This window comes from Flavobacterium ammonificans (genome assembly GCF_020886115.1).
Lineage (GTDB): Bacteria > Bacteroidota > Bacteroidia > Flavobacteriales > Flavobacteriaceae > Flavobacterium > Flavobacterium ammonificans.
In genome coordinates this window covers 1,524,034-1,547,799 of record NZ_AP025185.1, presented here as the reverse complement: position 1 = coordinate 1,547,799, position 23,766 = coordinate 1,524,034, and the positions used below count along the sequence as shown (strand labels likewise).

Sequence of the window (23,766 nt, the reverse complement as noted above, 5' to 3'; positions counted from 1 at the left end):
TTTATGACACTAATCACTAAAGATATTCAAAAAGCTGTAGCCGCTTTAAACAAAGGGCAAGTAATTGCTATACCAACTGAAACTGTATATGGATTAGCGGCTAATATTTATGATGACAATGCCGTAAATTCTATTTTTGAAATTAAAAAAAGACCGAATAATAATCCATTAATTGTACACATTAAGTCAATAGACGAGTTAGCTAGTGTTGCAAGAGAAGTCCCTCCTATTGCAGAAAAACTCGCAAGTCACTTTTGGCCAGGACCTTTAACACTTGTTTTAAAAAAACAAAAAACAATTTCCAATCTTATCAGTTCTGGGAAAGATACCGTAGCAGTAAGAGTTCCAAATCATAAAGTGACACTCAATTTACTTGAAAATTTAAATTATCCACTTGCTGCTCCAAGCGCAAATCCATTTGGTTCAATTAGTCCAACAAATACTAACCATGTATTTCAATATTTTAACGATCAAATTGATATCATTTTAGAGGGTGGAAGTTGTAGTAATGGAATTGAATCTACTATTATAGGTTTTGATAACAACGAAGCTATACTTTACCGACATGGTTCAATCGCCATAGAAGAAATTGAAAAAATCACTGGACCTCTTACAATTGTTACTAAAGATAATACTGCCCCAAGTGCTCCTGGAATGTTCACAAGACACTACGCACCGTCAACCAAATCATTTCTGGTGGACGATTGTCGCAAAGAATTGGAATCATTTGGTACTGAAAAAATAGGTGTGCTACAATTTCAACATAAAATAGAAACAGATAGACCTATAACTCAATATGTTTTATCCTCAACTGGAGATTTTATGGAAGCTTCAAAAAACTTATATGCGTATTTACATGAAATGGATTCTCTTCAATTAGACATCCTTTTGATTGAAAAATTACCAAACATCAATTTAGGAAAATCAATTAACGACCGATTAAACAGAGCAGTTGCAGAATCATGAGACTAATTATTAGAAACGCCAAAATTGTTAATGAAGGTACAATTGTAACAAAGGATATCTTAATCAACAATGAAAGAATAGAGAAAATTGACCATTCGATTTCTTTAGATGCTGGACATTTATATGAAGAAATTAACGCAGAAGGTCTGTATGTACTTCCAGGTTTTATTGACGACCAAGTTCATTTTAGAGAACCTGGATTAACACATAAAGCAACCATTTTCTCAGAATCTAGGGCAGCTGTAGCGGGAGGAATTACATCCTTTATGGATATGCCTAATACGGTGCCAAATACACTCACCAATGAACTACTTGAAGAAAAATATGCGTTAGCTTCTAAAAGCTCATTGGCAAACTATTCTTTTTTTATGGGATTAACCAAAGACAATTGGGAAGAAACTTTAAAAACGGATACAGAAAATGTTTGTGGAGTTACTGATGACGGTTTATATTTTTCTAAAGAGGATGGAATAATAGCAAATTACCCTGACTATATTGAGAAAATATTTGCTAATTCAAATACATTAATTGCTTTGCACAGTGAAAATGATGGCATTATTAAAAACAACACAGCGCTTTACAGACAACAATTTAACAATGACATTCCTTTTAAATACCATTCTTTAATTCGAAGTGAAGAAGCTTGCTATGAAACAACAAAAAATGTAATTGATATAGCAAAAAAGTATGATAACCGACTGCATCTTTTTCACATTTCGACAAGTGCAGAAACTGAGTTGTTTGAAAATTCAATACCATTACATAAAAAACGAATTACTGCAGAAGCTTGTGTCCATCATTTATGGTTTTCAGATAAAGATTACGATAATCTTGGCGCAAAAATAAAATGGAATCCATCAATTAAGTCCAAAGGCAATCAAATTGGGTTATTCAATGCATTACATAGCGGAAAGATAGATATAATTGCTACTGATCATGCGCCACATACTTTGGAAGAAAAAAGTGGTAATTATTTTGAAGCAATGTCGGGCGGTCCATTAGTTCAACACGCATTACCTGCCTTACTTGAATTTTACCATGAAAACAAAATGTCGTTAGAAATGATTGCTGCTAAAACAGCTCACAATGTAGCCGAAATATATAAAATAAAAGAGCGAGGCTATATTAGAGAAGGCTACTACGCTGACTTAGTGTTAGTCGATTTGAATAATTCATGGCAGGTTACACCAAATTCTATCTTGTACAAATGTGATTGGTCACCATTTGAAAATCAAATATTCAAGAGCAAAATAATATCTACAATTGTCAATGGTCAGGTTGTGTATTCCAATGGGAAATTCAATGAGATCAAAAACGGAAAGAGATTAAAATTCGATAAAATTCGATAAAATTCGATAACATATTAAACTAATTAAAATAATGAACACAAATTTACTGATTGAAAACCTCACAAATCCAGCCCTTCTTTTCTTTGTATTAGGAATTATTGCCGTTTACTTAAAAAGTGATTTGGAAATTCCAGAGAACTCATCAAAATTTATATCACTCTACTTACTTTTTGCAATTGGATTTAAAGGGGGGCAAGAACTTTCGCATGAAGAATTTACTAGTGAAATTATTTGGTCCATGCTTTTTGGAATCGGAATTTCAGCTTTCATACCGTGTTACACCTTTTTTATATTAAAACGTAAATTAAATGTATTTGACGCAGGAGCTATTGCGGCAGCTTACGGATCAGTTAGTGCAGTGACTTTTGTAACCGCAGTGTCATATCTTGAGGCACATCAACTGGAGCTACACGGCCATATGGTTGCAATAATGGCTTTAATGGAATCCCCAGCAATAATCATTGGACTATTGCTAATATCAAATTATGACAATTCAGAAAAGAAAAAAATTAATCAGAAGTCAATATTAAAGCATTCTCTTACTAATGGAAGTGTGCTATTAATTTTAGGAAGTTTAATTATTGGCTTCTTTGCTGATGCTAAACAAGCTGAGGGAATAAAGCCTTTTACTAATGATTTGTTTAAAGGATTTTTAGCTATTTTTCTTTTAGATATGGGGATTTCTAGCGGTAAAAAATTAAAATCATTCTTTAACTGTGGATGGTTTCCATTCGTTTTTGCAATTGTGATTCCAATCCTCAATGGATGCCTTTTTGCTGTGCTAAGTTCCTTTGTCACTGACGAAATTACCAATCGATTTATATTTGCAATACTTGCTGCGAGTGCTTCTTACATAGCTGTTCCAGCAACAATGAAAATTACTGTTCCTAAAGCTAATCCTGGTTTGTATTTACCGATGGCTTTAGCAGTAACATTTCCAGTTAATATTACTATAGGAATGCCTATCTATTTGTCTGTCATCTATAATACTATGTAAAATAGAACGCAACTTTTTGGTTGACTTTTTAAAATTCATTTTCATTAGATAACAATTCTATATTTTTTTAAAATTATTAGAAAACGTTATATAAGACAAACTTATTGTTTTTATATTTGCATAAATAAATACTATTATAATGACAATCACTCAATTGAAATACGTACTGGCTGTTGCCGAATACAAGAATTTTACAGTAGCAGCAGATAAATGTTTTGTAACTCAGCCAACACTAAGTATGCAAATTCAAAAAATTGAAGAAGAACTTAGCATTCAAATTTTTGACCGTACAAAAAAACCGATTCAATTGACAGATATTGGTCTTAAAATAGTATCACAAGCTAAGAATATTGTGAATGAAGCTGACAGAATTCAAGATATCGTTGAACAACAAAAAGGATTTATTGGGGGTGAATTCAGATTAGGAATAATTCCAACAATTATGCCTACTTTGTTACCAATGTTCTTAAATAATTTTATCAAAAAATATCCCAAAGTTAAATTAATAATTGAGGAATTAAATACTGACGAAATTATCACTAAATTAAATAACGGACATTTAGATGCCGCTATAGCTGCTACACCTCTACAAGAAGAAAAAATTAAAGAAATTGTATTGTACTTTGAGCCATTTGTGGCTTATATCCCTGAACAACATCATCATTTTAATAAACAAGAAATTGAAGTTGCAGATTTGAATATAGATGAAATTCTTTTACTACAAGACGGACATTGTTTTAGAGATGGGATACTTAATCTATGTAAAAATAACAGCAAAAATGATATCAATCATTTTCAGATCGAAAGTGGAAGTTTTGAAACCTTAATAAAATTAGCAGACGAAGGATTAGGTACTACTTTATTACCGTATTTACATACCTTGGATTTAAAAGATGCAGACAAGTTAAAATTACGTCATTTTAAAGAACCTAAACCAGCTAGAGAAGTGAGTTTAATTTATCCAAAAAGTGAATTAAAAATACACATCATCGATGCATTGCGTACTACCATCTCTGGAGTCATAAAAGGAGCAATTACATTTCAAAATGTTGAAATAATAAGTCCGCTACAAAAAAAATAAAAAGGGAGAAATTCTCCCTTTTTTTATTTGATTACCTCTAAACAAGGTTTTAATTCTGGTTTTTCTTTTGTGAAATTTAACAACCATACTTTAAGTTGCTCCATTTCATAAGGAAGTAAGGAGCGAATAGCTTTTTGCAATTCTTTGTAAAAAAGTGCTGGGTCAAAACTCACTCTTTCTAAAATTGATTTTGTGTAGTCAAGCATAACTTTGGTCATAATGAATTCAATTTGGGTTAAACATTCATTTTAGTATAGTGTAAATATAAATCACAACTTTCAATTTCAAATGAGTTTTAACTTTGTTTTAAGTCATTATTAACTATCACTTATACTTAGTAGCCCTAAACATTTCTCTCTTACCTGGAGGTCCCGGAAGTTTTTCTACAGTAAAACCTACTTCGATCATACTTCTTTTTACTACACCTCGTGCTGCATAGGTTACTAATTTTCCTCCCGGTCGCAATGCTGTATGCATTTTTTTAAATATAGAAGTACTCCATAAGTCGGGTTGAACTCTGTAACCAAAAGCGTCAAAATAAATTAAATCGTATTGTTCACAATCGGTAATTTCTTCAAAAAACTGTTGTCTTTTAGTAATGGTAAAAAAAGGATCAATCACTACCTTTTCCTCCCAGTTTGATTCATGAAATAAATTAAAAATCGCATTCTTATCATCTGCATTCAATTCTGAAACATAATTCATAGCACTTAATTCAGAAATACTTACAGGATATGCCTCTACTCCGACATAGTTAATTTCCAAATCTAACTTTTTAGATTCGAGATAGGTAATAAATGCATTCAGACCTGTCCCAAAGCCAATTTCAAGAATTGAAACTGATTGATTTTGATATAAAGCAAGTCCATTCTTAATAAATACATGTTGTGCTTCTTGAATAGCACCATGTTTGGAATGATAACATTCATCCCAATCTTTAATATGTATGGTAGTTGAGCCGTCTTTAGTTCTAATTATTTCTCTCTCCAAAAGGTACTATTTAAATTTAAATTCATTATTTCACGAATTTAAGTTAAAAACTTAAGGTGTACGCATTAGAAATCGGAATTTTGTTAGTGTATAATTAACAAATCGTCTAAAAATATAGGATTAAATTTAAAAATGTATAAATCTCAGTTATTTGACACTATTTCTGTTTATTTCATAAGTTTCGTGATGATTTTTTTTTAATTTTGCAACAGTTTATTTTGCTTAAAAACATTTAATTACACAAAACTAATCAAGCCTAAAATGGAAATAATAAAAGCAACTAGCACAAAAATTAAAGATGTTGATTTTGAAAATTTAAGCTTCGGCGCAATTTTTACAGATCATTTATTTGAATGTGACTTTATAAATGGCGAATGGCAAACTCCAACAATCAAGCCCTATGCCCCTTTCTTAGTTGATCCTTCGTTAAAAGTATTTCATTACGGACAAGCCATTTTTGAAGGTATGAAAGGATACAAAGATGAAAACAATGACATTTGGTTGTTTCGTCCAGAAGAAAACTTCAAACGATTTAATAAATCTGCAGAAAGAATGGCAATGCCAGAAGTTCCTGAAGAAGTGTATATGAACGGTTTAGTTGAGCTATTACGCATTGATAGAGATTGGCTTCAAAAAGGAAAAAACCACTCTATGTACATTAGACCTTTCATGATAGGAACAGGTACTGGGGTTATTGCTAACCCGTCGAATAATTATAAATTCATGATAATAATGTCTCCAGTAAAATCCTATTATGCAGGAGAGGTCAAAGTTATAATTGCAGAACATTTCAGTAGAGCTGCGAATGGTGGTATTGGTTATGCTAAAGCTGCAGGAAATTATGCCGGACAGTTTTACCCTACCAATTTAGCTAACAAAGAAGGATTTCAACAAATTATTTGGACGGATGATGCTACACATACTAAGTTAGAAGAAGCCGGAACGATGAATGTTTTTTTCCGAATTAACAATACATTAATAACTGCTCCCGTAAGTGAACGAATTTTAGATGGTGTAACTAGAAAATCTTTGTTGGATTTAGCTAAAAGAAATGGAATGGATGTAGAAATTAGATCTGTTTTAGTGGACGAACTAGTTGAAGCAGCCAAAAACGGATCTCTTCAAGAAATATTTGGCGCAGGAACTGCGGCTGTTATTAGTCCAATTAGCGGTTTTTCATACAAAGACACCTATTATGAATTGCCAAAAAATGAAAATCCTTGGTCGTTACAACTAAAAGAAGAGTTAACCAATATTCAACACAAAGTAAGTGAAGATCATTTTGGTTGGACTTTCAAAGTATAATTTTTTAAAAAGCGATTTTCATCAGAAAATCGCTTTTTTTTAATCAAAATTTCAATTATTCCATTATGATTTTAGAAAAGTCCGGTTTAAAATAATTGGGACCTTTCATTACTTTTCCATCTTCGCGATAAATTGGATTTCCATCTTCTCCTAACTTACTCATATTGGAGCGCTGAATTTCATCAAAAACAGCTTCTATTTTATGCTGCAACCCATGTTCAATGATGGTGCCACAAAGAATATATAACATATCTCCTAAGGCATCGGCAATTTCAACCAAATCATTATTTAATACCGCTTCAAGATATTCCTCATTTTCTTCTTTCATTAAATTATATCGGAGCTGTTTTTTGGTTTCACCCAAATCAGCAATGGGAAATTCACTATGACCTATTCTAAATGCGGTATGGAATTCTTTGACTGCGTTAATTTGTTTTTGCATGATTTTAATCTTTAAATGATTTCGAAAATTAATAACTATTCCTGAACAATTGACTAAATTTGCTTTAAAATTTTACACTATGTTTAGCACCGGACAATTAATCTTTGGAATTATTTTCTTTTTTGCCTTTTTAATTGCAATGTTTTTTGCCTATAAAAAAGATGCAAAACTACACCAGTTATTTTATAAAGGAAATTATAAGATACTTTTAGGATTTGCTCTTTTCATTGTTTTACTGTTTGTAATTAAGATTTTCTTCAAGCGCTAGTTTATCAGTATTCCTGCTTATAATTAGATTTAAATAGCTAACTTTACGTTAGTAACCCATTAGTATTCCCAAAATGAAAATCTTAAAATACATATTCCTATTACTAATTCTAAGCTTTGTCTCTTTTTCTGTATTTATTGCTACCCAAAAAGGAACGTTTAAAGTAGAAAAAAGTAAATTAATTAAAACTACAAGGGCAAATGCGTTTGGTTATGTCAATGACTTTCAAAACTGGGAAGATTTTATGGTATTTATTGACGGAGAAAAAAGTGTTCAGTCCCGTTTTTCAAAAAAGTCAATCAGTCAAAATGCTCAATATTCATGGATTGGAACTGAAAATAGTGGATGGGTCGAAACCAATTCATTCCAAGAAAACTCCCGTATTGATCAAAAAATGAATATTGAAGGTTCTGAATTTAAAATGACTTGGGTATTCAAAGATACTTTAGGTGGAACTAAAGTAACTTTAAAATCAGAAGGTGAAATGAGCTTTTCATACAAGATTTACAATGCACTTAATGGAGGTGCTGGAAAAATTATTGGTAACTTATTTGAAAAAAGCTTAGTTAATCTAGATAAAAATCTAGACTATGAGATCAATACCTACAAGATCAACATTAAAGGATTAGTACAAAAGAAAGGTACTCCCTATCTGAAACAAACATTTACTTGTAAAATCAACACCGTTTTAAAAAACTCAAAAATTGTTTTTCCAAAATTAATTGCTTTTTGCAATCAAAATCAGATAGAACGAAATGGAAAACCATTTATTATCTACCACACCTACGATACAAAAAATGGTCTAACTAAAATCTCTCTATGCGTTCCGATCAAACAAGCTATAATGACAAGCGATGGAAGCGATATTTTGGCCGATGAGTTAGCTCCTTTTAAAGCTATTAAAACTACTTTATACGGTGACTACTCGCATATTAAAGAAGCGTTGAAAAAAACCAATGCATACATAAACCAAAAAATAATTACCAAAGATTCGGATTTTTCTCATTTAGAAGTATTTAGTATTGGTAAATCTGAAAGTAAATACCCGTCCCAATGGAAAACAGAAATCTACTTTCCTATTCGCTCTAAAAAAACTAGTCCAAAAGTGGAAGTTAAAACTGAAGATACAAATCCAATCGAATCTGAAATTAATCCCACAACAATTTAATCGTTCATTTTAAACCTTTTGATTGAATCAAAATCTAATTAGTTAAACCAAAGTTTTGGAAGAAGAAAAGGATTTTATTAAACTACTGTTGGATCCCAAAACGCAAAATGAAGCGTTTCAAAAACTCTTGAATACCTACCAAAAGCCTTTATATTTTCATATTAGAAACATCGTGTTAAATCATGACGATGCAGATGATGTATTGCAAAACACGTTTTTAAAAATATATCAATACTTAAAAAACTTCAAAGGAGATAGCAAACTCTTTTCTTGGATGTATCGAATTGCAACTAATGAAGCATTGACGTTTCTCAAACAAAAAGCACAACGCAATAAAGTTTCAGTCGAGGAGCTAAATTCCAAAATAATTGATAATCTTAGTGCAGATAGCTATTTTGATGGTGATGAAATCCAAATTAAATTACACAAAGCGATTGCGCTTCTTCCTACAAAACAACAATTGGTTTTTAAAATGAAATATTTTGAGGAATTGAAATATGAAGAAATTGCAAGTATTTTAGATACGTCTGTAGGAGCATTAAAAGCGTCTTACCATCACGCATCAAAAAAAATAGAAGCTTATATGCATCACAATTAAACCTTTACATCATTACAAAGTCTAATTAACGTTATGGAAAAAGATAAATTAAATACAAAATCAAAAATCACTTCTGGATTTTCTACTCCAGAAAATTATTTTGATGATTTTTCAGATAAGATACTTTCAAAATTACCTCAGGAGGAAAGTAAAATAATCTCTTTGAAGGCTGACAAAAAGTATTGGCTATTTGCAGCCGCTGCTGCAGTTTTAATTCTGCTTTCAATACCTGTTTTCAATTTAATTCAATCAAACTCTGCAGAATTAGATTCTGCCACTTATGAAGATCATTTTGTATACCACTCAGAAATTGATGCTTATGAACTTATCAATGATTTGGATGGAAAAGATCTAGACACACTTAAGTCTCAATTAATTGTTCAAGACGAAACATTAGAAACCATTCTAGCAACAAGTCCTTCTATAGAAATCTTACTATCAGAATAACCATTTAATAATACCACCATGAAACTATCCTCTATTATAGCGCTGCTTTTTTTATTGATTTCTTTCAATTCTCAAGCTCAATCAGACAAAATGAAAGAAAAAAGAGAGCAAATTAAATCAATGAAAGTTGAATTTCTAACTACTGAATTGGACTTAAGTCAAAGCGAGGCTGATAAATTTTGGCCTATCTACACTGCTTTTGAAGATAAAGAGTTTGAATTGAAACACTCTAAATCAAAAACATTGATCAAAAAATACAATGAGAGTAAAGATAAAATGACAGAAAAAGAGGCAAGTCTTTTATTGAACCAAATGGACAAAAACGAGGAAGAATTATTTTTGCTTAGAAAAAAATTTGCAGCTAATTTGAAAGGAGTTATCCCTCCATCAAAAATAATTCTCCTAAAAAAGTTAGAAGAAGATTTTAATAGAAAATTATTAGCCCAATACCGAAATAAAGGGCAACAACGAAAAGATTAAATGCTAAAAAACTAATGTACACTACTTCTTAAAATGAATTAGAATAATTTTATTTTTTCCAGCAGCAACAGCAGTAACGTTATTTATCATTCTAATAGTATACAATGTTTTATCCGAACTGAATTGTTTCCAAGTATGTCCGCGATCTCCAGAATAAAAAATTCCTGATGCGCCAACAGATAACAATTCGTTTCCTTTACTTCTTGGAACATACTGCACACAAGACGCATAACCAAACCCTAAATTTTGAGCTACTAATTTCCAGGTTTTACCGCCATCTAATGTGAGTGCTTTATTATCGTAATTTTGCTCTAAATTCTCATAGTTTCCTCCAGAAATAAAACCAATTTTATCATTGTAAAAATCGGCAGTAAATATTCCTGTCATGGATTTACCTTGAACTATAGGAGTGGAATATACTTCCCAATTTTTTCCTTTATTATTTGAAAAAAACACCCTTGATTGTTTTCCTCCAGATACCACCCAAGTTTTTTCTTTTTTGGTAATAATACTCGTATTACTCGCAGCAAAAAAAGCTTCTCCTTCTTCTAATTTTGGCAATTGACTATCTGGTATCTTTTGCCAAGTTTTACCGCTATCTTTGGTAACAATCAAAGAAAAACTTGATGCAATGGGATCGCCAATTGCAATTCCTTCTTTATCATTCCAAAATTGCATACTATCATAAAAGACTTTTTCATGCTGTTCATGATATACTAATTCATAACTTAAGTCTTGTTTATCAATTCGATACAATAATGCTGGATTGGCAACGCTTAACACAAAAATAAAGTGTTTTGTTTTAGCAATACTTCTAAACTCTGTTTGCTTATTGGAACCTATTTCGATTTCTTTTTTTTGTAACGATACTAAATCTATACAGCCAAATCGAGACTTATCAGCAGAATACCAAACTTTATCATTAGCGATTGTGATTGCTCTAATACTAATTTTATCCATTAACAATGTATCTACTCTTTCTATACCTGAAAGCGCAATAGATTGATTCTCTGAATGCCTTAGTCCTATAGAAGAACAGGAAAAAAGTGTTTGAAACACTAAAAAATAAACCAAAAATTGTTTCATAAAATGGAATTAAAATAAAAAAACAGTAGCTGGTTAAAACTACTGTTTTTAAATGAATTAGAATACATTAATTTTTTATTACAAATTTCCTCTTAATTCTTGTTCTCGTTCTAGAGACTCAAATAATGCTTTGAAATTTCCAGCACCAAATGATTGTGCTCCTTTTCTTTGAATAATCTCAAAAAATAAAGTAGGTCTATCCTCAACAGGTTTTGTAAAAATTTGCAACAAATACCCTTCCTCGTCACAATCAACTAAAATCCCAAGACTTTTTAAAACTGATACTTCTTCATCTATTGATCCTACTCTGTTAGATAACATTTCATAATAGGCATTGGGTGGAGCGCTTAAAAATTCGACTCCATGGGCTTTCAATTGCGTTACTGTAGTAATTATATCGTTCGTAGCCACTGCGATATGCTGTACTCCTTCCCCTTCATAGAAATCTAGATATTCCTCTATTTGAGATTTCTTTTTGCCAATAGCAGGCTCGTTAATTGGAAATTTTGAATAACCGTTTCCGTTGCTCATTACTTTACTCATCAATGCAGAGTATTCAGTATTAATTTGTTTATCGTCAAAAGTTAGGATATTGACAAATCCCATTACCTCTTCGTACCACTTAACGGTTTCATTCATACGGTTCCAACCCACGTTTCCAACACAGTGATCAATATATAATAGACCTGCATCTTTTGGATTATAGTCTGATTTCCACTCTTGGTAACCCGGCATAAATAAACCTTTGTAATTTTTTCTTTCAATAAAAAGATGCACTGTTTCTCCGTAGGTGTAAATTCCAGACATACGAATTTCTCCATTCTCATCTTTCAAAGTAGTAGGCTCTAAATAGGTCTTACCTCCTCTTTTTGTAGTTTCTTCAAAAGCTAAATAAGCATCATCCACCCATAAGGCAAGTACTTTAACACCATCGCCATGTTTTTTAGCATGTTCAGCAATAGGACTATCGGATTTTAAAGCTGTAGTTAATACCAAACGGATTTTCCCTTGTTGTAAAACATACGATGCTCTATCTCTAACTCCGGTTTCAGGACCCGCATAGGCAAGCGATTGAAACCCAAAAGCAGTCTTATAATAATGCGCTGCTTGTTTAGCATTTCCAACATATAATTCAATAAAATCAGTTCCATTGATAGGAAGAAAGTTTGGCGCTTTAGCGATCTTTTCAGCAAAAGTTTCAGTATTCATATATAGTATAAAAATTTAATTGTACATAATTTTAAGACTGCCAACTAGCAAAATAGTCCTCGTCTTCTATGGCTAAAGCCTCTTCAGTAATCATTAATGGCTTGAATGGGTCTATCATCACAGCGAGTTCTTCTGTACTTTCCTTTCCAATCGACTTCTCAACAGTTCCAGGATGAGGTCCGTGCGGAATTCCAGCAGGATGCAAAGTGATTTGACCTTTTTCTACACTTTTACGGCTCATGAAATCGCCATCAACATAGTACAATACTTCGTCACTATCTACATTACTATGATGGTAGGGCGCTGGTATTGACAAAGGGTGGTAATCGTATTTTCTTGGAACAAATGAACAAATGACAAAATTATGCGCTTCAAAAGTTTGATGCACAGGAGGCGGTTGATGTAATCTACCAGTAATAGGTTCAAAATCATGTATTGATAAAGCCCAAGGATAATGAAAACCATCCCAACCCACAAAATCAAAAGGATGTGTTCCGTAAGTATAGGGATACATCATTCCTTGTTTTTTTATTAAGACTTTAAAATCTCCGATCTGATCTATCGTTTCTAAATCTTTAGGTTTTCTTATATCTCGCTCACAATAAGGAGAATGTTCTTGCAATTGACCAAATGCATTTCTGTAACGCTTTGGAGTTTGAATGGAACTAAAACTTTCGACAATAAAAAGTCGGTTTTTTTCATCGTCAAATTCAATTTGATAAATAGTTCCTCTTGGAATAACTATATAATCGCCATAACCAAAATTAAGTTTGCCAAAACCAGTTTTTAATACACCTGAACCTTCATGAATAAATACGACCTCATCAGCCTGACTATTCTTATAAAAATAGTCTGTCATCGATTTTTTTGGGGCAGCTAGAGAAATATGCAAATCATTATTTGCCAATATCACTTTTCTACTCTCTAAATAATCATCTACAGGCTGAATTTTAAATCCTTTTAAACTGGTATGCTTCAAATGTTTCTCACGCGCTATTTTAGGCTCTACAGAATAAGGAGTTCCCATAGATTTAACTATTGTAGGCGGATGGCAATGATACACTAAAGAATACAAACTCGAAAAACCCTCTGTAGAAACTAGCTCTTCTGCATAAAGTTCCCCGTCAGGTTTGCGAAAAACGGTATGTCTTTTTAAAGGAATTTTTCCTAAAGAATGATATATTGGCATACTTCAAATATTTAAAAGTCAACTTAGTTAAAATAAATAAAAAAGAATCTAATTGCAATTACTAAAAGCAGATTTAGTAATATAAAATATTCAATTTAATTACGACATATCAATTTTTTTAATGATTTTCTGATGATATGACATATTCTCAAAAAGAAATCCAAATTTAATTAAAATATTCTTAATTTTACGTCGCTTTGATTTATTTTTACACATCACTAAACAATACCCATTTCAATATGAAATTAGTAAGTTACTCACAAGACAAAAAAACACATTTAGGAATTATGGTACATAATTCTATTTATAATTTAAATGCTATTAATGAATTGATTCCAAATGATATGGCAACTTTTCTTGAAGGTGGCCAATCAATGATGGATAAAGCCAAATTAGTTGAAACATCAATTCTTAATGATAGTAGTATTGCAACACCAATTTCTAATTTCAATCTCCTAGCGCCAGTTCCAAAGCCTAGCTCTTGTAGAGATGGATATGCTTTTAGACAGCACGTTGCTTCGGCAAGAAAGAATCGTAAATTAGATATGATTCCGGAGTTTGATCAATATCCAATATTCTATTTCACAAACCACAATGCGATTCAGGGACCAGGAGAAATTGAATGTATGCCCGATCACTTTGAAAAATTAGATTTCGAATTAGAAGTAGCAGTAGTAATTGGTAAAAAAGGTAGAAATATCTCTGCAAAGGATGCCGATTCTTATATAGCTGGCTATATGATTATGAACGATATGAGCGCAAGAACGCTTCAAATGGAAGAAATGATTTTGAATTTAGGACCTGCAAAAGGGAAAGATTTTAGCACAGTGATTGGACCTTGGTTAGTAACTCCTGACGAGTTAGAACCCTATAAAGTTCCAGCCAAACCAAATCACGTTGGAAATAATTATAATCTAACGATGAGTTGTAAAGTCAACGGTATAGAAGTATCTCGTGGTAATATGGCAGATATGGATTGGACTTTTGCAGAAATTATAGAGCGATGTGCCTATGGAGTAGATATATATCCTGGGGATGTAATTGGATCCGGAACAGTGGGTACTGGATGCTTTTTAGAACTTAATGGAACCGGATTACTAAATGACCCTAATTTTAAACCACAATGGCTACAAGACGGAGATACTGTAGATATGGAGATTACTGGTCTTGGTGTATTGAACAATACAATTAAAAAAGTGGATACCAATTTTTCAATTTTAGCATTAAAAAAAATATAACCAATTAGTACTATACTACTAAACAAGTAAACATATGATTACGCTTAAATGTGAAGACCTTTCAACGGTAGAGCTGCAAAATTATTTACAGTACGCTATAGCTCCTAGACCAATTTGCTTTGCCTCAACAATTGATTTAGAGGGCAATATCAATCTTAGTCCATTTAGCTTTTTCAATATGTTTAGCACAAACCCACCCGTTTGTATTTTTTCTCCTGCAAGAAGAGTTCGCGACAACACGATAAAACATACGCTTGAAAACGTAATGGAGGTCAAAGAGTGTGTGATCAATATTGTCAATTACGATATGGTACAACAAATGAGTTTAGCAAGTTCTGAGTATGCCAAAGGCATAAATGAATTTGAAAAATCGGGATTCACAATGTTACCTTCGGAAGTTGTTCGTCCGCCAAGAGTGGCAGAAGCACCTGTACAGTTTGAATGTGTTGTAACGCAAATAATTCCGCTTGGAGATCAAAATGGAGCAGGTAATTTAATTTTGGCCGAAATAAAATTAATCCATATTTCTGAGGCTGTACTTGGTGACGACGGTAAAATTGATCAAAACAAAATGGATTTAGTAGCGCGTCTTGGAGGCGATTGGTATTGTAGAATAACTGAGGACAATTTATTCAAAATTCCAAAACCAGTAACCACTAATGGCATTGGTGTGGATGCTTTACCAACATTAATTCGGAATTCAAAAATTTTAACTGGAAATGAATTAGGATTACTAGGCAATATGCCCAACATTCCAAATCCAGCTGCAATAGAAAAGAAAAAAGAATGGCCTCAACTAAAGTCCATTTTAAATACTTCAGATACTGATGTTGATGCAAAACAACTTCAAATTCACCAATTAATTAGTTCCCTTTTGAAAAATTCGGAATTTGAGGCTGCTTTAGAAATTGCTTTTTTAACTATTTAGAAAAGCAATTTCTATTTCTTAACTTAAAGTTTCAATTACCATTAATCCATCAGAAATTAACTTACTAAAGTTAGGATTTTCTTTAATTTTTGTATTTAAATGATTTCGCAAATCAGTACTAAATGAGTGATCGAAATCAGCCGTTTTAGCTATTTCATATATTTCTAACAAGCTCAACCAATCATGAGGATAAACTTCCATAATTTCCTGAGCCAACTCAGGTAGTTTTGCAAATTCTTCTTGTTTCTCTCTAATCTGACGAATTGTTGCATAAATAGCTTGTAATCTTAGTTCTTCAGCAGAGAAGCAAAGATTATTGCTTTTTTGAGTGGTAACAGATTCTTGAATAACGCATTTTGACTTATCAGCAACTCCATTAAATACAGATACAATCTTCTCACCCACTGCCATATCATAAATTCCCCATTCTGGTAAAAACAATACTTTCAAATCTTGATCAAGGACAGTACAATTTTCAAAACTAATGAGAATAATTTTATCACCATTCTTAAGAATATTAAGCACGGTTCCACTAACTTGAATACCACTTTCAAAAACCAATTGGGCAAAACTACCAATTGCAATATGGAGTTTTTCTAAATCTTCCTGAGAGGCGTCTTCTAATGAAACCTCTAAAGAATTCAACTTACCGACAGGAGACGAAAATCCAGCAGCATGATAATCACTTCCTTGATTGGGTAATTCAGCATCATTACACGCTAAAGAAGTAGGACCCTCTGTTTTAATAAAAGACAAATTATTGTTATGATCTCTATAGAACAAACTAAATACTCCTGTAACTTGAAGTCCTGAACTATATACTGCAGTGCAAGTATTTTGGCACTCAATAGCCTTTGAAATCCCGGACCAACCACCTGTTCTAAAAGCCATACTATTAGCAAAATCTTCCAGAACATCCATCAAATTTTGAAAATTAGGGGTCACAAATAATTGAGGTTGTGGTTTTGTGATATCGTATGAATAATGAATTGCATTAGAATCATATAGCAATTTTGGAACATCTTTGCTCATGCAAGTAGCGCTTTCGCCAATAGAGGACAACAAACCTGCGCCGTAAATTTTAGGATCTTCTAAAGTCCCAATTAAACCATATTCTACTGTCCACCAATGCAAACGACTTAACAATGCCATTTCTGAGGGTTCACCCATATTTTGTGAAATGGTCTGAAGTTTATTTTCTACAAGCTCAATTTCTTCTGGAGTAGAATCTAAAGCTTCTTTTAAAATAGACAGCTCTCTAATTGCTTCATACAATTCAAAATCTTTTTTGGAAAACATGGCCTTGGAACCAATAGAACCAAAATAACTTAAATATGAACTGTATTCTGCATCAGCAATAATTGGAGCATGTCCAGCGCTTTCGTGAATAATATCGGGTGCTGGAGTATATTCAATATGATTAATCTGTCTAATATCTGCAGCAATAACTAAAACATGATAAGCTTGAAATTCCATAAAGGCCGCTGGAGGAATAAATCCGTCAACAGTAACAGCACCCCATCCAATCTTGCCCAAATTGTCATTCATTTTTTGCAAATCAGGAATAGACTCTATACTTAATCCAGCAATTTCAAGACCTTTAATGTATGGATAATAAGCGACATTTTTTAAATAACTGTAGTTTTGACGCATTACATAACGCCATACAGCATGATCTATCGGAGTATACGTATCGTAATTTTGATCAACAATAAATTGCTTCAAATGTGAGGGCAAACCCGCCACCTGAATATTATTAAAATCATTAAAGCTTTTCATATTTCAAAAATTAGCATTGCTAAATTAGTAATTTGAACTGATTTTTAATTGCTTTTTTTAAATAATCAATTAAATAATATGTTAAAAAATAATTATAATACAATTACTTCATAACGAAATTAAATTGGCACAGTAATTGAAAATATTTAAAAGTAATTTAAAACTAACGAATTATGAAAACGAAACTATTTTTTTGGAGCTTAGTTGGAATTTTAACTTTTCAAAATATTGAGGCTCAAAATAGAGCTAATATAAACGCTGTAAACTCTCAAATCAGTGCTAATTTAGATTTAAAATCAATTGCTAGAATTTTTGGAGAAGCACAAAATTTAGAAGATTTTGAAATACGATTGAATGATCCAGAATACCAAATATCCAATTTAGATTTAAATGAGGATAACGAAGTAGACTATCTTAGAGTTGTTGAATCTATAGAAAACAGATCTCATTCAATCGTAATCCAAGCTGTTTTAGACCATACACTTTTCCAAGATGTGGCAACTATTACTTTAGAAAAGAATAATTTGAATTCAGCACCAATTACTATTATCGGAAATCAAAGTTTGTTTGGTTCTAACTACTATTACAGACCAGTTCTTCATAGGAATTCAATTATTTTAAATCTAATATGGAAATCGAATTACAGACCCTATTATTCAAATTGGAGATGGAAGAAGTATCCAAATAGTTTTTGTTCAAGAAAACCTTTTGGAGCTATTAAATTCAGACACAACAAGAGGGCACCCTTCAATTTATATCATTATAGATCTATTCCAAAACAAAATAGAAACTACTATCCTGTAAGCAATCAGAGCAATTTCAACAAACGAATTGAAAAAACAAAACAGAACAATCGCAGAGCAAACTATGACAACAATTCGAGACCGATAGTACCTATACCAGAGCAAGAAAACAAGGTAGCATTGAAACTAAATGAAATAGAAATACATAATAGAAAAACACAGTATGTAGACATCCCGAAAAAATCGGAAAACTCTGAAAACTCTAGACAAATTAGTCGACGAAATTAAAAATAACATCGCATCAATAAAAACACGATAAATCAATCGTGTTTTTTTTATATTTTTTGAACTCATATATTTAAAAAGAGTAAATTTGCCCTCTTTATAATTGAATATCATGAGCGTAGCGCACAAAGATCTGCACAGTAAATTAACACTTGGCGGATTATTAGTTTCATTGGGAATTATTTATGGTGACATTGGAACTTCCCCATTATATGTAATGAAAGCCATTCTTGGAAATCATATTATTGATGCCAACATTGTTTTAGGAGGAATATCTTGTGTTTTCTGGACACTTACCTTACAAACTACAATCAAATACGTACTAATCACATTAAGCGCTGATAATCATGGCGAGGGTGGAATTTTTGCTTTGTACGCTTTGGTCAAAAAAACAAAAATCAGATGGCTCATAGTCCCTGCTATAATTGGGGGAAGCGCATTATTAGCTGATGGAATTATCACACCTCCTATCTCGGTATCATCTGCAGTTGAAGGAGTTAGAACATTTTACCCAGAAATCAATACAATCCCAATTGTTATTGGCATTTTATTTATTCTTTTTACCATACAACAATTTGGAACCAAATTAGTTGGAAAGTTTTTTGCACCAATGATGTTAATTTGGTTTAGCATGTTAGCTATTTTGGGGGGAATTCAAATTTTTAAGCACGTTGAAGTTCTTCAAGCCATTAATCCTTACTATGCTTATAAGTTATTATCCATTCACCCAGACGGTTTTTTTGTTCTTGGGTTTGTATTTCTATGTACAACTGGAGCTGAAGCATTGTATTCAGACATGGGGCATTGCGGAAGAAAGAATATCCGAATCAGTTGGATTTTTGTTAAAACTGCTTTAGTTCTTAATTATTTTGGTCAAGGGGCTTATTTAATTCATCACGAAGGAGAAACTCTTCAAAGTCTGGGTGGAAAAAATGGAAATCCTTTCTATTTAATTATGGCTGATTGGTTCCAACCCATAGGAATTGTAGTCGCTACATTGGCAGCTGTAATTGCATCACAAGCTTTAATTAGTGGTTCGTTTACCTTAATTAATGAGGCCATGCGTTTGAACTTCTGGCCTAAAGTGAAGATCAAATACCCTACGGAATTAAAAGGACAACTCTACATTCCTTCTATCAACTGGTTGTTGTTTGTAGGTTGTGTTGGAATCGTGTTGCATTTTGAGGAATCAAGTAATATGGAACATGCCTATGGATTAGCCATTATTTTATGTATGATAATGACGACATTACTTTTAAATTATTTCTTAATAATGAAAAGGGTGAAATGGTATTTATATGTTCCATTAATTGCGATTTATTTAGCAATTGAATTCAGTTTTCTATCGGCTAACATAACAAAATTTGCAGAAGGAGGTTATGTAACACTATTAATTGCAATTACTCTTATTTCAATTATGACGATCTGGTATGTGGCTAAAAAAATTAATAAAGCCTATACTAAAATTGTGAAAATTGAAGATTATAAAAAAGTGCTTAGTGAGTTAAGTGCTGATTTATCTATCCCGAAATACGCAACTCATTTAGTATATATGACTAATGCGGGAAGAATCGATGAAATAGAAGAAAAAGTAATGTATTCTATTCTTCAAAAAAGACCAAAAAGAGCTGATTTGTATTGGTTTGTTCATGTCAATATACTTACAGAACCGTACAAAACTGAATACAAGGTAACAGAAATTTTAAAAGATGATATCTATCGAGTTGATTTCAACTTAGGTTTTAGAGAACCAACTAAGATCAATTTAATGTTCCGAGAGGTTTTGAAGGATATGGTTAAAAATGGAGAAGTAGATATTACTAGCCGTTACGAATCATTGAATAAAAACAATATCCTCGGAGACTTTAAGTTTGTATTGTCTGAGAAATTCTTATCTAATGATAGCGATTTATTATGGCATGAAAAATTAGTAATGAATTCCTATTTCTTTATCAAAAAACTAAGTTTATCTGAAGAAAGAGCATTTGGATTAGATAGTAGTTCTGTGAAAATTGAAAAATTCCCATTAGTACTTCATGCACCAGAAAATATAGGATTAACAAGACTAAAATAAAAACACTCTATTTATAGTAAACTTAAGACACTGTTTCACCACAGTGTCTTTTTATTTAAAGGATTAAATTTAGCTTTCCAATCAATAAATAGTACCTTTGCATTTCAATTTTTTACAATGAGATTACACAGAAATTTAGTTTATACTACCATTGACGCTTTGAATGCTATCTTCAATGAAGGAGAATATGCAGACAAAGTGGTAGCACGTTCCTTAAAAAAAGACAAACGTTGGGGAAGTTCCGACAGAAAGTTTGTTGCCGAAACCATATATGAAATAGTCCGCTGGAAGCGATTGTATTCTGAAATTGCCGAAGTTAAAGAACCTTTTGACAGAGACAATTTATGGAGAATTTTTGCGGTTTGGGCGGTTTTAAGAGGATATCCAATTCCTGATTGGCGCCAATTAGATGGCACTCCTGAACGAAAAATTAAAGGTCGTTTTGATGAATTGTCTAAAATTAGAACCTTTAAAGAGTCTATTCCTGATTGGATGGAAGAAATCGGCGTGAAAGAATTAGGAGAAAAAGTTTGGTCAAAAGAAATTGCAGCGCAAAATCAACCAGCAAAAGTTATTCTTCGTGTCAATACCCTTAAAACTACCAAAGAGAAGTTAAAAGCTATCTTGATGGATTTGAATATTGAAACCGACTATTTGAAAGACCAGCCTGATGCTTTGGTTTTAAAAGAAAGAGCCAATGTCTTTTTAACAGACGCTTTTAAGCAAGGTTTCTTTGAAGTGCAAGATGCCAACTCACAATTAGTAGCTGCTTTCCTTGATGTGAAACCTGGAATGCGTGTAGTTGATACATGTGCAGGTGCAGGAGGAAAAACATTACACATTGCTTCTTTAATGGAAAATAAAGGGCAATTGATTGCTATGGATTTATACGAAAGTAAACTAAAGCAGTTAAAACTAAGAGCGAAAAGAAATAGCGCTTTCAATATCGAATACCGTATAATTGACTCAACCAAAGTCATTAAAAAATTACACGAAAAAGCAGATCGCGTATTGATCGATGCACCATGTAGCGGTTTGGGAGTTTTAAAAAGAAATCCTGACGCTAAGTGGAAATTGCAACCTGAGTTTATTGATAACATTCGTAAAGTGCAATCTGAAGTTTTAGAAAACTATTCTAAAATTGTAAAACCTGGCGGCAAATTAGTCTATGCCACTTGCTCTATTTTACCTTCGGAAAACCAAGAACAAGTACAACGTTTCTTAACTACTGAAATTGGTAAACAATTTCAGTTTATTGAAGATCGAAAAATATTGGCTTCAGAATCAGGTTTTGATGGATTTTATATGGCGTTGTTAGAACGTAAAAACGCATAACCAAATAATATAAACATAAAAAAAGTCCCAATTGGGACTTTTTTTATGCAATTATAGTTCAGAATTAATCATTCATTGAAATCAAAAATTCCTCGTTATTCTTAGTTTTTTTGAATCGGTCATTGATGAAATCCATTGCTTCCACAGGATTCATATCCGAAAGGTATTTACGCATAATCCACATACGTTGTAAGGTTTGTGGATCCAACAATAAATCATCTCTTCTCGTACTAGAAGATGTTAAATCAATTGCAGGGAAGATACGCTTGTTAGCAATTTTTCTATCCAATTGTAATTCCATATTTCCAGTTCCTTTGAATTCTTCAAAAATCACCTCATCCATTTTAGAACCCGTTTCGGTTAAAGCGGTTGCAATAATACTCAACGAACCTCCATTTTCTACATTACGAGCTGCTCCAAAGAAACGTTTTGGTTTTTGTAAAGCATTGGCATCTACACCACCACTTAATACTTTACCAGAAGCGGGTTGAACTGTATTGTAGGCTCTTGCTAAACGAGTAATCGAATCCAAAAGGATTACTACATCGTGACCACACTCTACTAATCTTTTGGCTTTCTCTAAAACAATGTTGGCAATTTTAACGTGTTCTTGTGGCTCTCTATCAAAAGTAGAAGCGATAACTTCTCCACGAACACTGCGTTGCATATCCGTAACCTCTTCTGGACGTTCGTCAATTAAAAGAACAATTAAATAAACCTCAGGATGATTAGCAGCAATAGCATTAGCAATGTCTTTTAACAACATTGTTTTACCTGTTTTAGGTTGTGCTACAATCATACCACGTTGTCCTTTTCCTATTGGAGAAAACAAATCAATAATTCGCGTAGAAATAGTACTTTGCTTTTCAGCCAATTTGAATTTTTCTTTTGGAAAAACAGGCGTTAAATGTTCAAATGAAACTCTATCGCGAACCACTTGTGGATCGTGACCATTAATTTTTAATACGCGCACTAATGGAAAGAATTTCTCTCCTTCTTTTGGAGGGCGTACCACTCCTTTTACAGTATCTCCAGTTTTTAAACCAAATAGACGAATTTGAGAAGTTGATAAATAAATATCATCTGGCGAAGCCAAATAATTATAATCAGAAGAACGCAAGAAACCATAGCCATCAGGCATCATTTCTAATACACCTTCACTTTCAATGATTCCATCAAACTCATAATCCGAGTGACCAAAATTACTTTTCTTGTTCTTTTGGTTCGGATTCTGATTCTGGTTTCCGTTTTGATTTGGATTCTGGTTTTGTTTATTTAATTGATTTGGATTTACTTTTTTAACAACCGCTGGAGTTTCTCCAGATTCATTAGAAGGCGTTTCCAATGGCAATTCAGGTGCTCCTGTAGTAACTTTTGTTGTTACTTTTTCTTTTTTTGCTATCTTTTGTTCGTAAGCCAATTTATTGAACTTAACTATTTTAGGAGCCTCACTTTCTGAAGTCTCAGAGGCAATTTCAGCTCCATTAGATGTTGTATTGGAAACCTCTTCGGTATCCTGAGTCGCTTGAACTGATTCTTTTTTTGAAGGAAGTATTCTTGCTCTTTTAGGTTTTTCAGTTCCTACCTCAACTGATGTATTGTCTTCTTTTGAAGTTGCAAGTTGTTGCTCTACAATTTGAGCAATTAAATCTTCTTTTTTAACCCCAGCAAACTTTATGGTTTTAGCTAATTTAGCAATGTCTTGAAGCTCAGAAAGCTTCATGTTTTTTAATGCAGAAATATCAAACATGAATGTTCTTGTTTTAATTTATTTTTTTTTGGAAAACTGTTGTGAAAGATAAGCAGTAA

22 protein-coding genes are annotated in these 23,766 nt (G+C 32.4%); 14 read left to right on the top strand and 8 right to left on the bottom strand.

Annotated elements, in window-relative coordinates; genetic code table 11:
* The first annotated feature begins 3 nt into the window (after positions 1-3).
* From LPC20_RS06850 to LPC20_RS06835, 4 genes are all read left to right on the top strand, one after another.
* Positions 4-966: an L-threonylcarbamoyladenylate synthase gene (locus LPC20_RS06850; protein WP_229323809.1), complete on the top strand. Its 963-nt coding sequence runs from the start codon at positions 4-6 to the stop codon at positions 964-966.
* Entirely contained in the window at positions 963-2,315 is a 1,353-nt protein-coding gene (locus LPC20_RS06845; protein ID WP_229323807.1) for a dihydroorotase, read from the top strand. The genes LPC20_RS06850 and LPC20_RS06845 overlap by 4 nt, the downstream gene beginning before the upstream one ends.
* A gap of 31 nt (positions 2,316-2,346) precedes the next feature.
* Positions 2,347-3,312, top strand: a complete 966-nt coding sequence (locus LPC20_RS06840) for a sodium-dependent bicarbonate transport family permease (RefSeq protein WP_229323805.1) — start codon at positions 2,347-2,349, stop codon at positions 3,310-3,312.
* Between the two features lie 139 nt (positions 3,313-3,451).
* Positions 3,452-4,393 carry a LysR substrate-binding domain-containing protein gene (locus LPC20_RS06835; protein WP_229323803.1) on the top strand — a complete coding sequence of 314 codons (942 nt, stop codon included), beginning with the start codon at positions 3,452-3,454 and terminating at the stop codon, positions 4,391-4,393.
* Positions 4,394-4,416: 23 nt separating this feature from the next.
* On the opposite strand, the gene LPC20_RS06830 is transcribed toward LPC20_RS06835, so the two are convergent.
* On the bottom strand, positions 4,417-4,611 hold the full coding sequence (locus LPC20_RS06830; protein WP_229323801.1) for a hypothetical protein: 195 nt from the start codon (positions 4,609-4,611) through the stop codon (positions 4,417-4,419).
* A 106-nt stretch (positions 4,612-4,717) separates the two neighbouring features.
* The gene (mnmC2, locus tag LPC20_RS06825) at positions 4,718-5,383 is read right to left on the bottom strand and encodes a tRNA (5-methylaminomethyl-2-thiouridine)(34)-methyltransferase MnmC2 (protein WP_229323799.1); all 666 of its coding nucleotides are present in this window, start codon (positions 5,381-5,383) and stop codon (positions 4,718-4,720) included.
* 261 nt (positions 5,384-5,644) lie between these two features.
* Here mnmC2 and LPC20_RS06820 point away from each other — a divergent pair, with 261 nt between their 5' ends.
* Positions 5,645-6,688, top strand: coding sequence for a branched-chain amino acid aminotransferase (locus LPC20_RS06820; RefSeq protein ID WP_229323797.1), 1,044 nt, complete (start codon positions 5,645-5,647; stop codon positions 6,686-6,688).
* A gap of 55 nt (positions 6,689-6,743) precedes the next feature.
* Here the strand turns inward: LPC20_RS06820 and LPC20_RS06815 are convergent, their stop codons facing one another.
* A complete protein-coding gene (locus LPC20_RS06815) occupies positions 6,744-7,130 on the bottom strand; it encodes a nucleoside triphosphate pyrophosphohydrolase family protein (RefSeq protein ID WP_229323795.1) in 387 nt (128 codons plus the stop codon).
* Between the two features lie 341 nt (positions 7,131-7,471).
* Here LPC20_RS06815 and LPC20_RS06805 point away from each other — a divergent pair, with 341 nt between their 5' ends.
* From LPC20_RS06805 to LPC20_RS06790, 4 genes are read left to right on the top strand one after another with little or no spacing between them, the layout of a single operon-like run.
* Positions 7,472-8,566 (top strand): transcriptional regulator, encoded by a 1,095-nt coding sequence (locus tag LPC20_RS06805; RefSeq protein ID WP_229323792.1) that lies wholly within the window; start codon positions 7,472-7,474, stop codon positions 8,564-8,566.
* Between the two features lie 55 nt (positions 8,567-8,621).
* On the top strand, positions 8,622-9,164 hold the full coding sequence (locus LPC20_RS06800; protein ID WP_229323790.1) for an RNA polymerase sigma factor: 543 nt from the start codon (positions 8,622-8,624) through the stop codon (positions 9,162-9,164).
* A 33-nt stretch (positions 9,165-9,197) separates the two neighbouring features.
* Complete coding sequence (locus tag LPC20_RS06795) at positions 9,198-9,611, top strand: hypothetical protein (protein ID WP_229323788.1); 414 nt, start codon at positions 9,198-9,200, stop codon at positions 9,609-9,611.
* 18 nt (positions 9,612-9,629) lie between these two features.
* The gene (locus LPC20_RS06790; protein ID WP_229323787.1) at positions 9,630-10,091 is read left to right on the top strand and encodes a sensor of ECF-type sigma factor; all 462 of its coding nucleotides are present in this window, start codon (positions 9,630-9,632) and stop codon (positions 10,089-10,091) included.
* 21 nt (positions 10,092-10,112) lie between these two features.
* Here the strand turns inward: LPC20_RS06790 and LPC20_RS06785 are convergent, their stop codons facing one another.
* The 3 genes from LPC20_RS06785 to LPC20_RS06775 form a co-directional block, all read right to left on the bottom strand.
* A complete protein-coding gene (locus LPC20_RS06785; protein WP_229323785.1) occupies positions 10,113-11,177 on the bottom strand; it encodes a WD40/YVTN/BNR-like repeat-containing protein in 1,065 nt (354 codons plus the stop codon).
* 78 nt (positions 11,178-11,255) lie between these two features.
* Positions 11,256-12,386 carry a 4-hydroxyphenylpyruvate dioxygenase gene (gene hppD / locus LPC20_RS06780; RefSeq protein ID WP_229323783.1) on the bottom strand — a complete coding sequence of 377 codons (1,131 nt, stop codon included), beginning with the start codon at positions 12,384-12,386 and terminating at the stop codon, positions 11,256-11,258.
* 31 nt (positions 12,387-12,417) lie between these two features.
* A complete protein-coding gene (locus tag LPC20_RS06775; RefSeq protein WP_229323781.1) occupies positions 12,418-13,575 on the bottom strand; it encodes a homogentisate 1,2-dioxygenase in 1,158 nt (385 codons plus the stop codon).
* A 239-nt stretch (positions 13,576-13,814) separates the two neighbouring features.
* Here LPC20_RS06775 and LPC20_RS06770 point away from each other — a divergent pair, with 239 nt between their 5' ends.
* The gene (locus LPC20_RS06770; RefSeq protein ID WP_229323779.1) at positions 13,815-14,813 is read left to right on the top strand and encodes a fumarylacetoacetate hydrolase family protein; all 999 of its coding nucleotides are present in this window, start codon (positions 13,815-13,817) and stop codon (positions 14,811-14,813) included.
* A gap of 34 nt (positions 14,814-14,847) precedes the next feature.
* A complete protein-coding gene (locus tag LPC20_RS06765; RefSeq protein ID WP_229323777.1) occupies positions 14,848-15,741 on the top strand; it encodes a flavin reductase family protein in 894 nt (297 codons plus the stop codon).
* Between the two features lie 18 nt (positions 15,742-15,759).
* Here LPC20_RS06765 and LPC20_RS06760 read toward each other — a convergent pair whose 3' ends face one another.
* Positions 15,760-17,520 carry an aromatic amino acid hydroxylase gene (locus LPC20_RS06760; protein ID WP_229323775.1) on the bottom strand — a complete coding sequence of 587 codons (1,761 nt, stop codon included), beginning with the start codon at positions 17,518-17,520 and terminating at the stop codon, positions 15,760-15,762.
* A 173-nt stretch (positions 17,521-17,693) separates the two neighbouring features.
* Here LPC20_RS06760 and LPC20_RS06755 point away from each other — a divergent pair, with 173 nt between their 5' ends.
* The 3 genes from LPC20_RS06755 (at position 17,694) to LPC20_RS06745 (ending at position 21,957) form a co-directional block, all read left to right on the top strand.
* On the top strand, positions 17,694-18,551 hold the full coding sequence (locus tag LPC20_RS06755; protein ID WP_229323773.1) for a hypothetical protein: 858 nt from the start codon (positions 17,694-17,696) through the stop codon (positions 18,549-18,551).
* A 109-nt stretch (positions 18,552-18,660) separates the two neighbouring features.
* Positions 18,661-20,622 (top strand): KUP/HAK/KT family potassium transporter, encoded by a 1,962-nt coding sequence (locus tag LPC20_RS06750; RefSeq protein WP_229323771.1) that lies wholly within the window; start codon positions 18,661-18,663, stop codon positions 20,620-20,622.
* A gap of 117 nt (positions 20,623-20,739) precedes the next feature.
* A complete protein-coding gene (locus LPC20_RS06745) occupies positions 20,740-21,957 on the top strand; it encodes an RsmB/NOP family class I SAM-dependent RNA methyltransferase (RefSeq protein ID WP_229323769.1) in 1,218 nt (405 codons plus the stop codon).
* Between the two features lie 64 nt (positions 21,958-22,021).
* On the opposite strand, the gene rho is transcribed toward LPC20_RS06745, so the two are convergent.
* Entirely contained in the window at positions 22,022-23,707 is a 1,686-nt protein-coding gene (gene rho, locus LPC20_RS06740) for a transcription termination factor Rho (RefSeq protein ID WP_229323767.1), read from the bottom strand.
* Positions 23,708-23,766 lie beyond the last annotated feature (59 nt).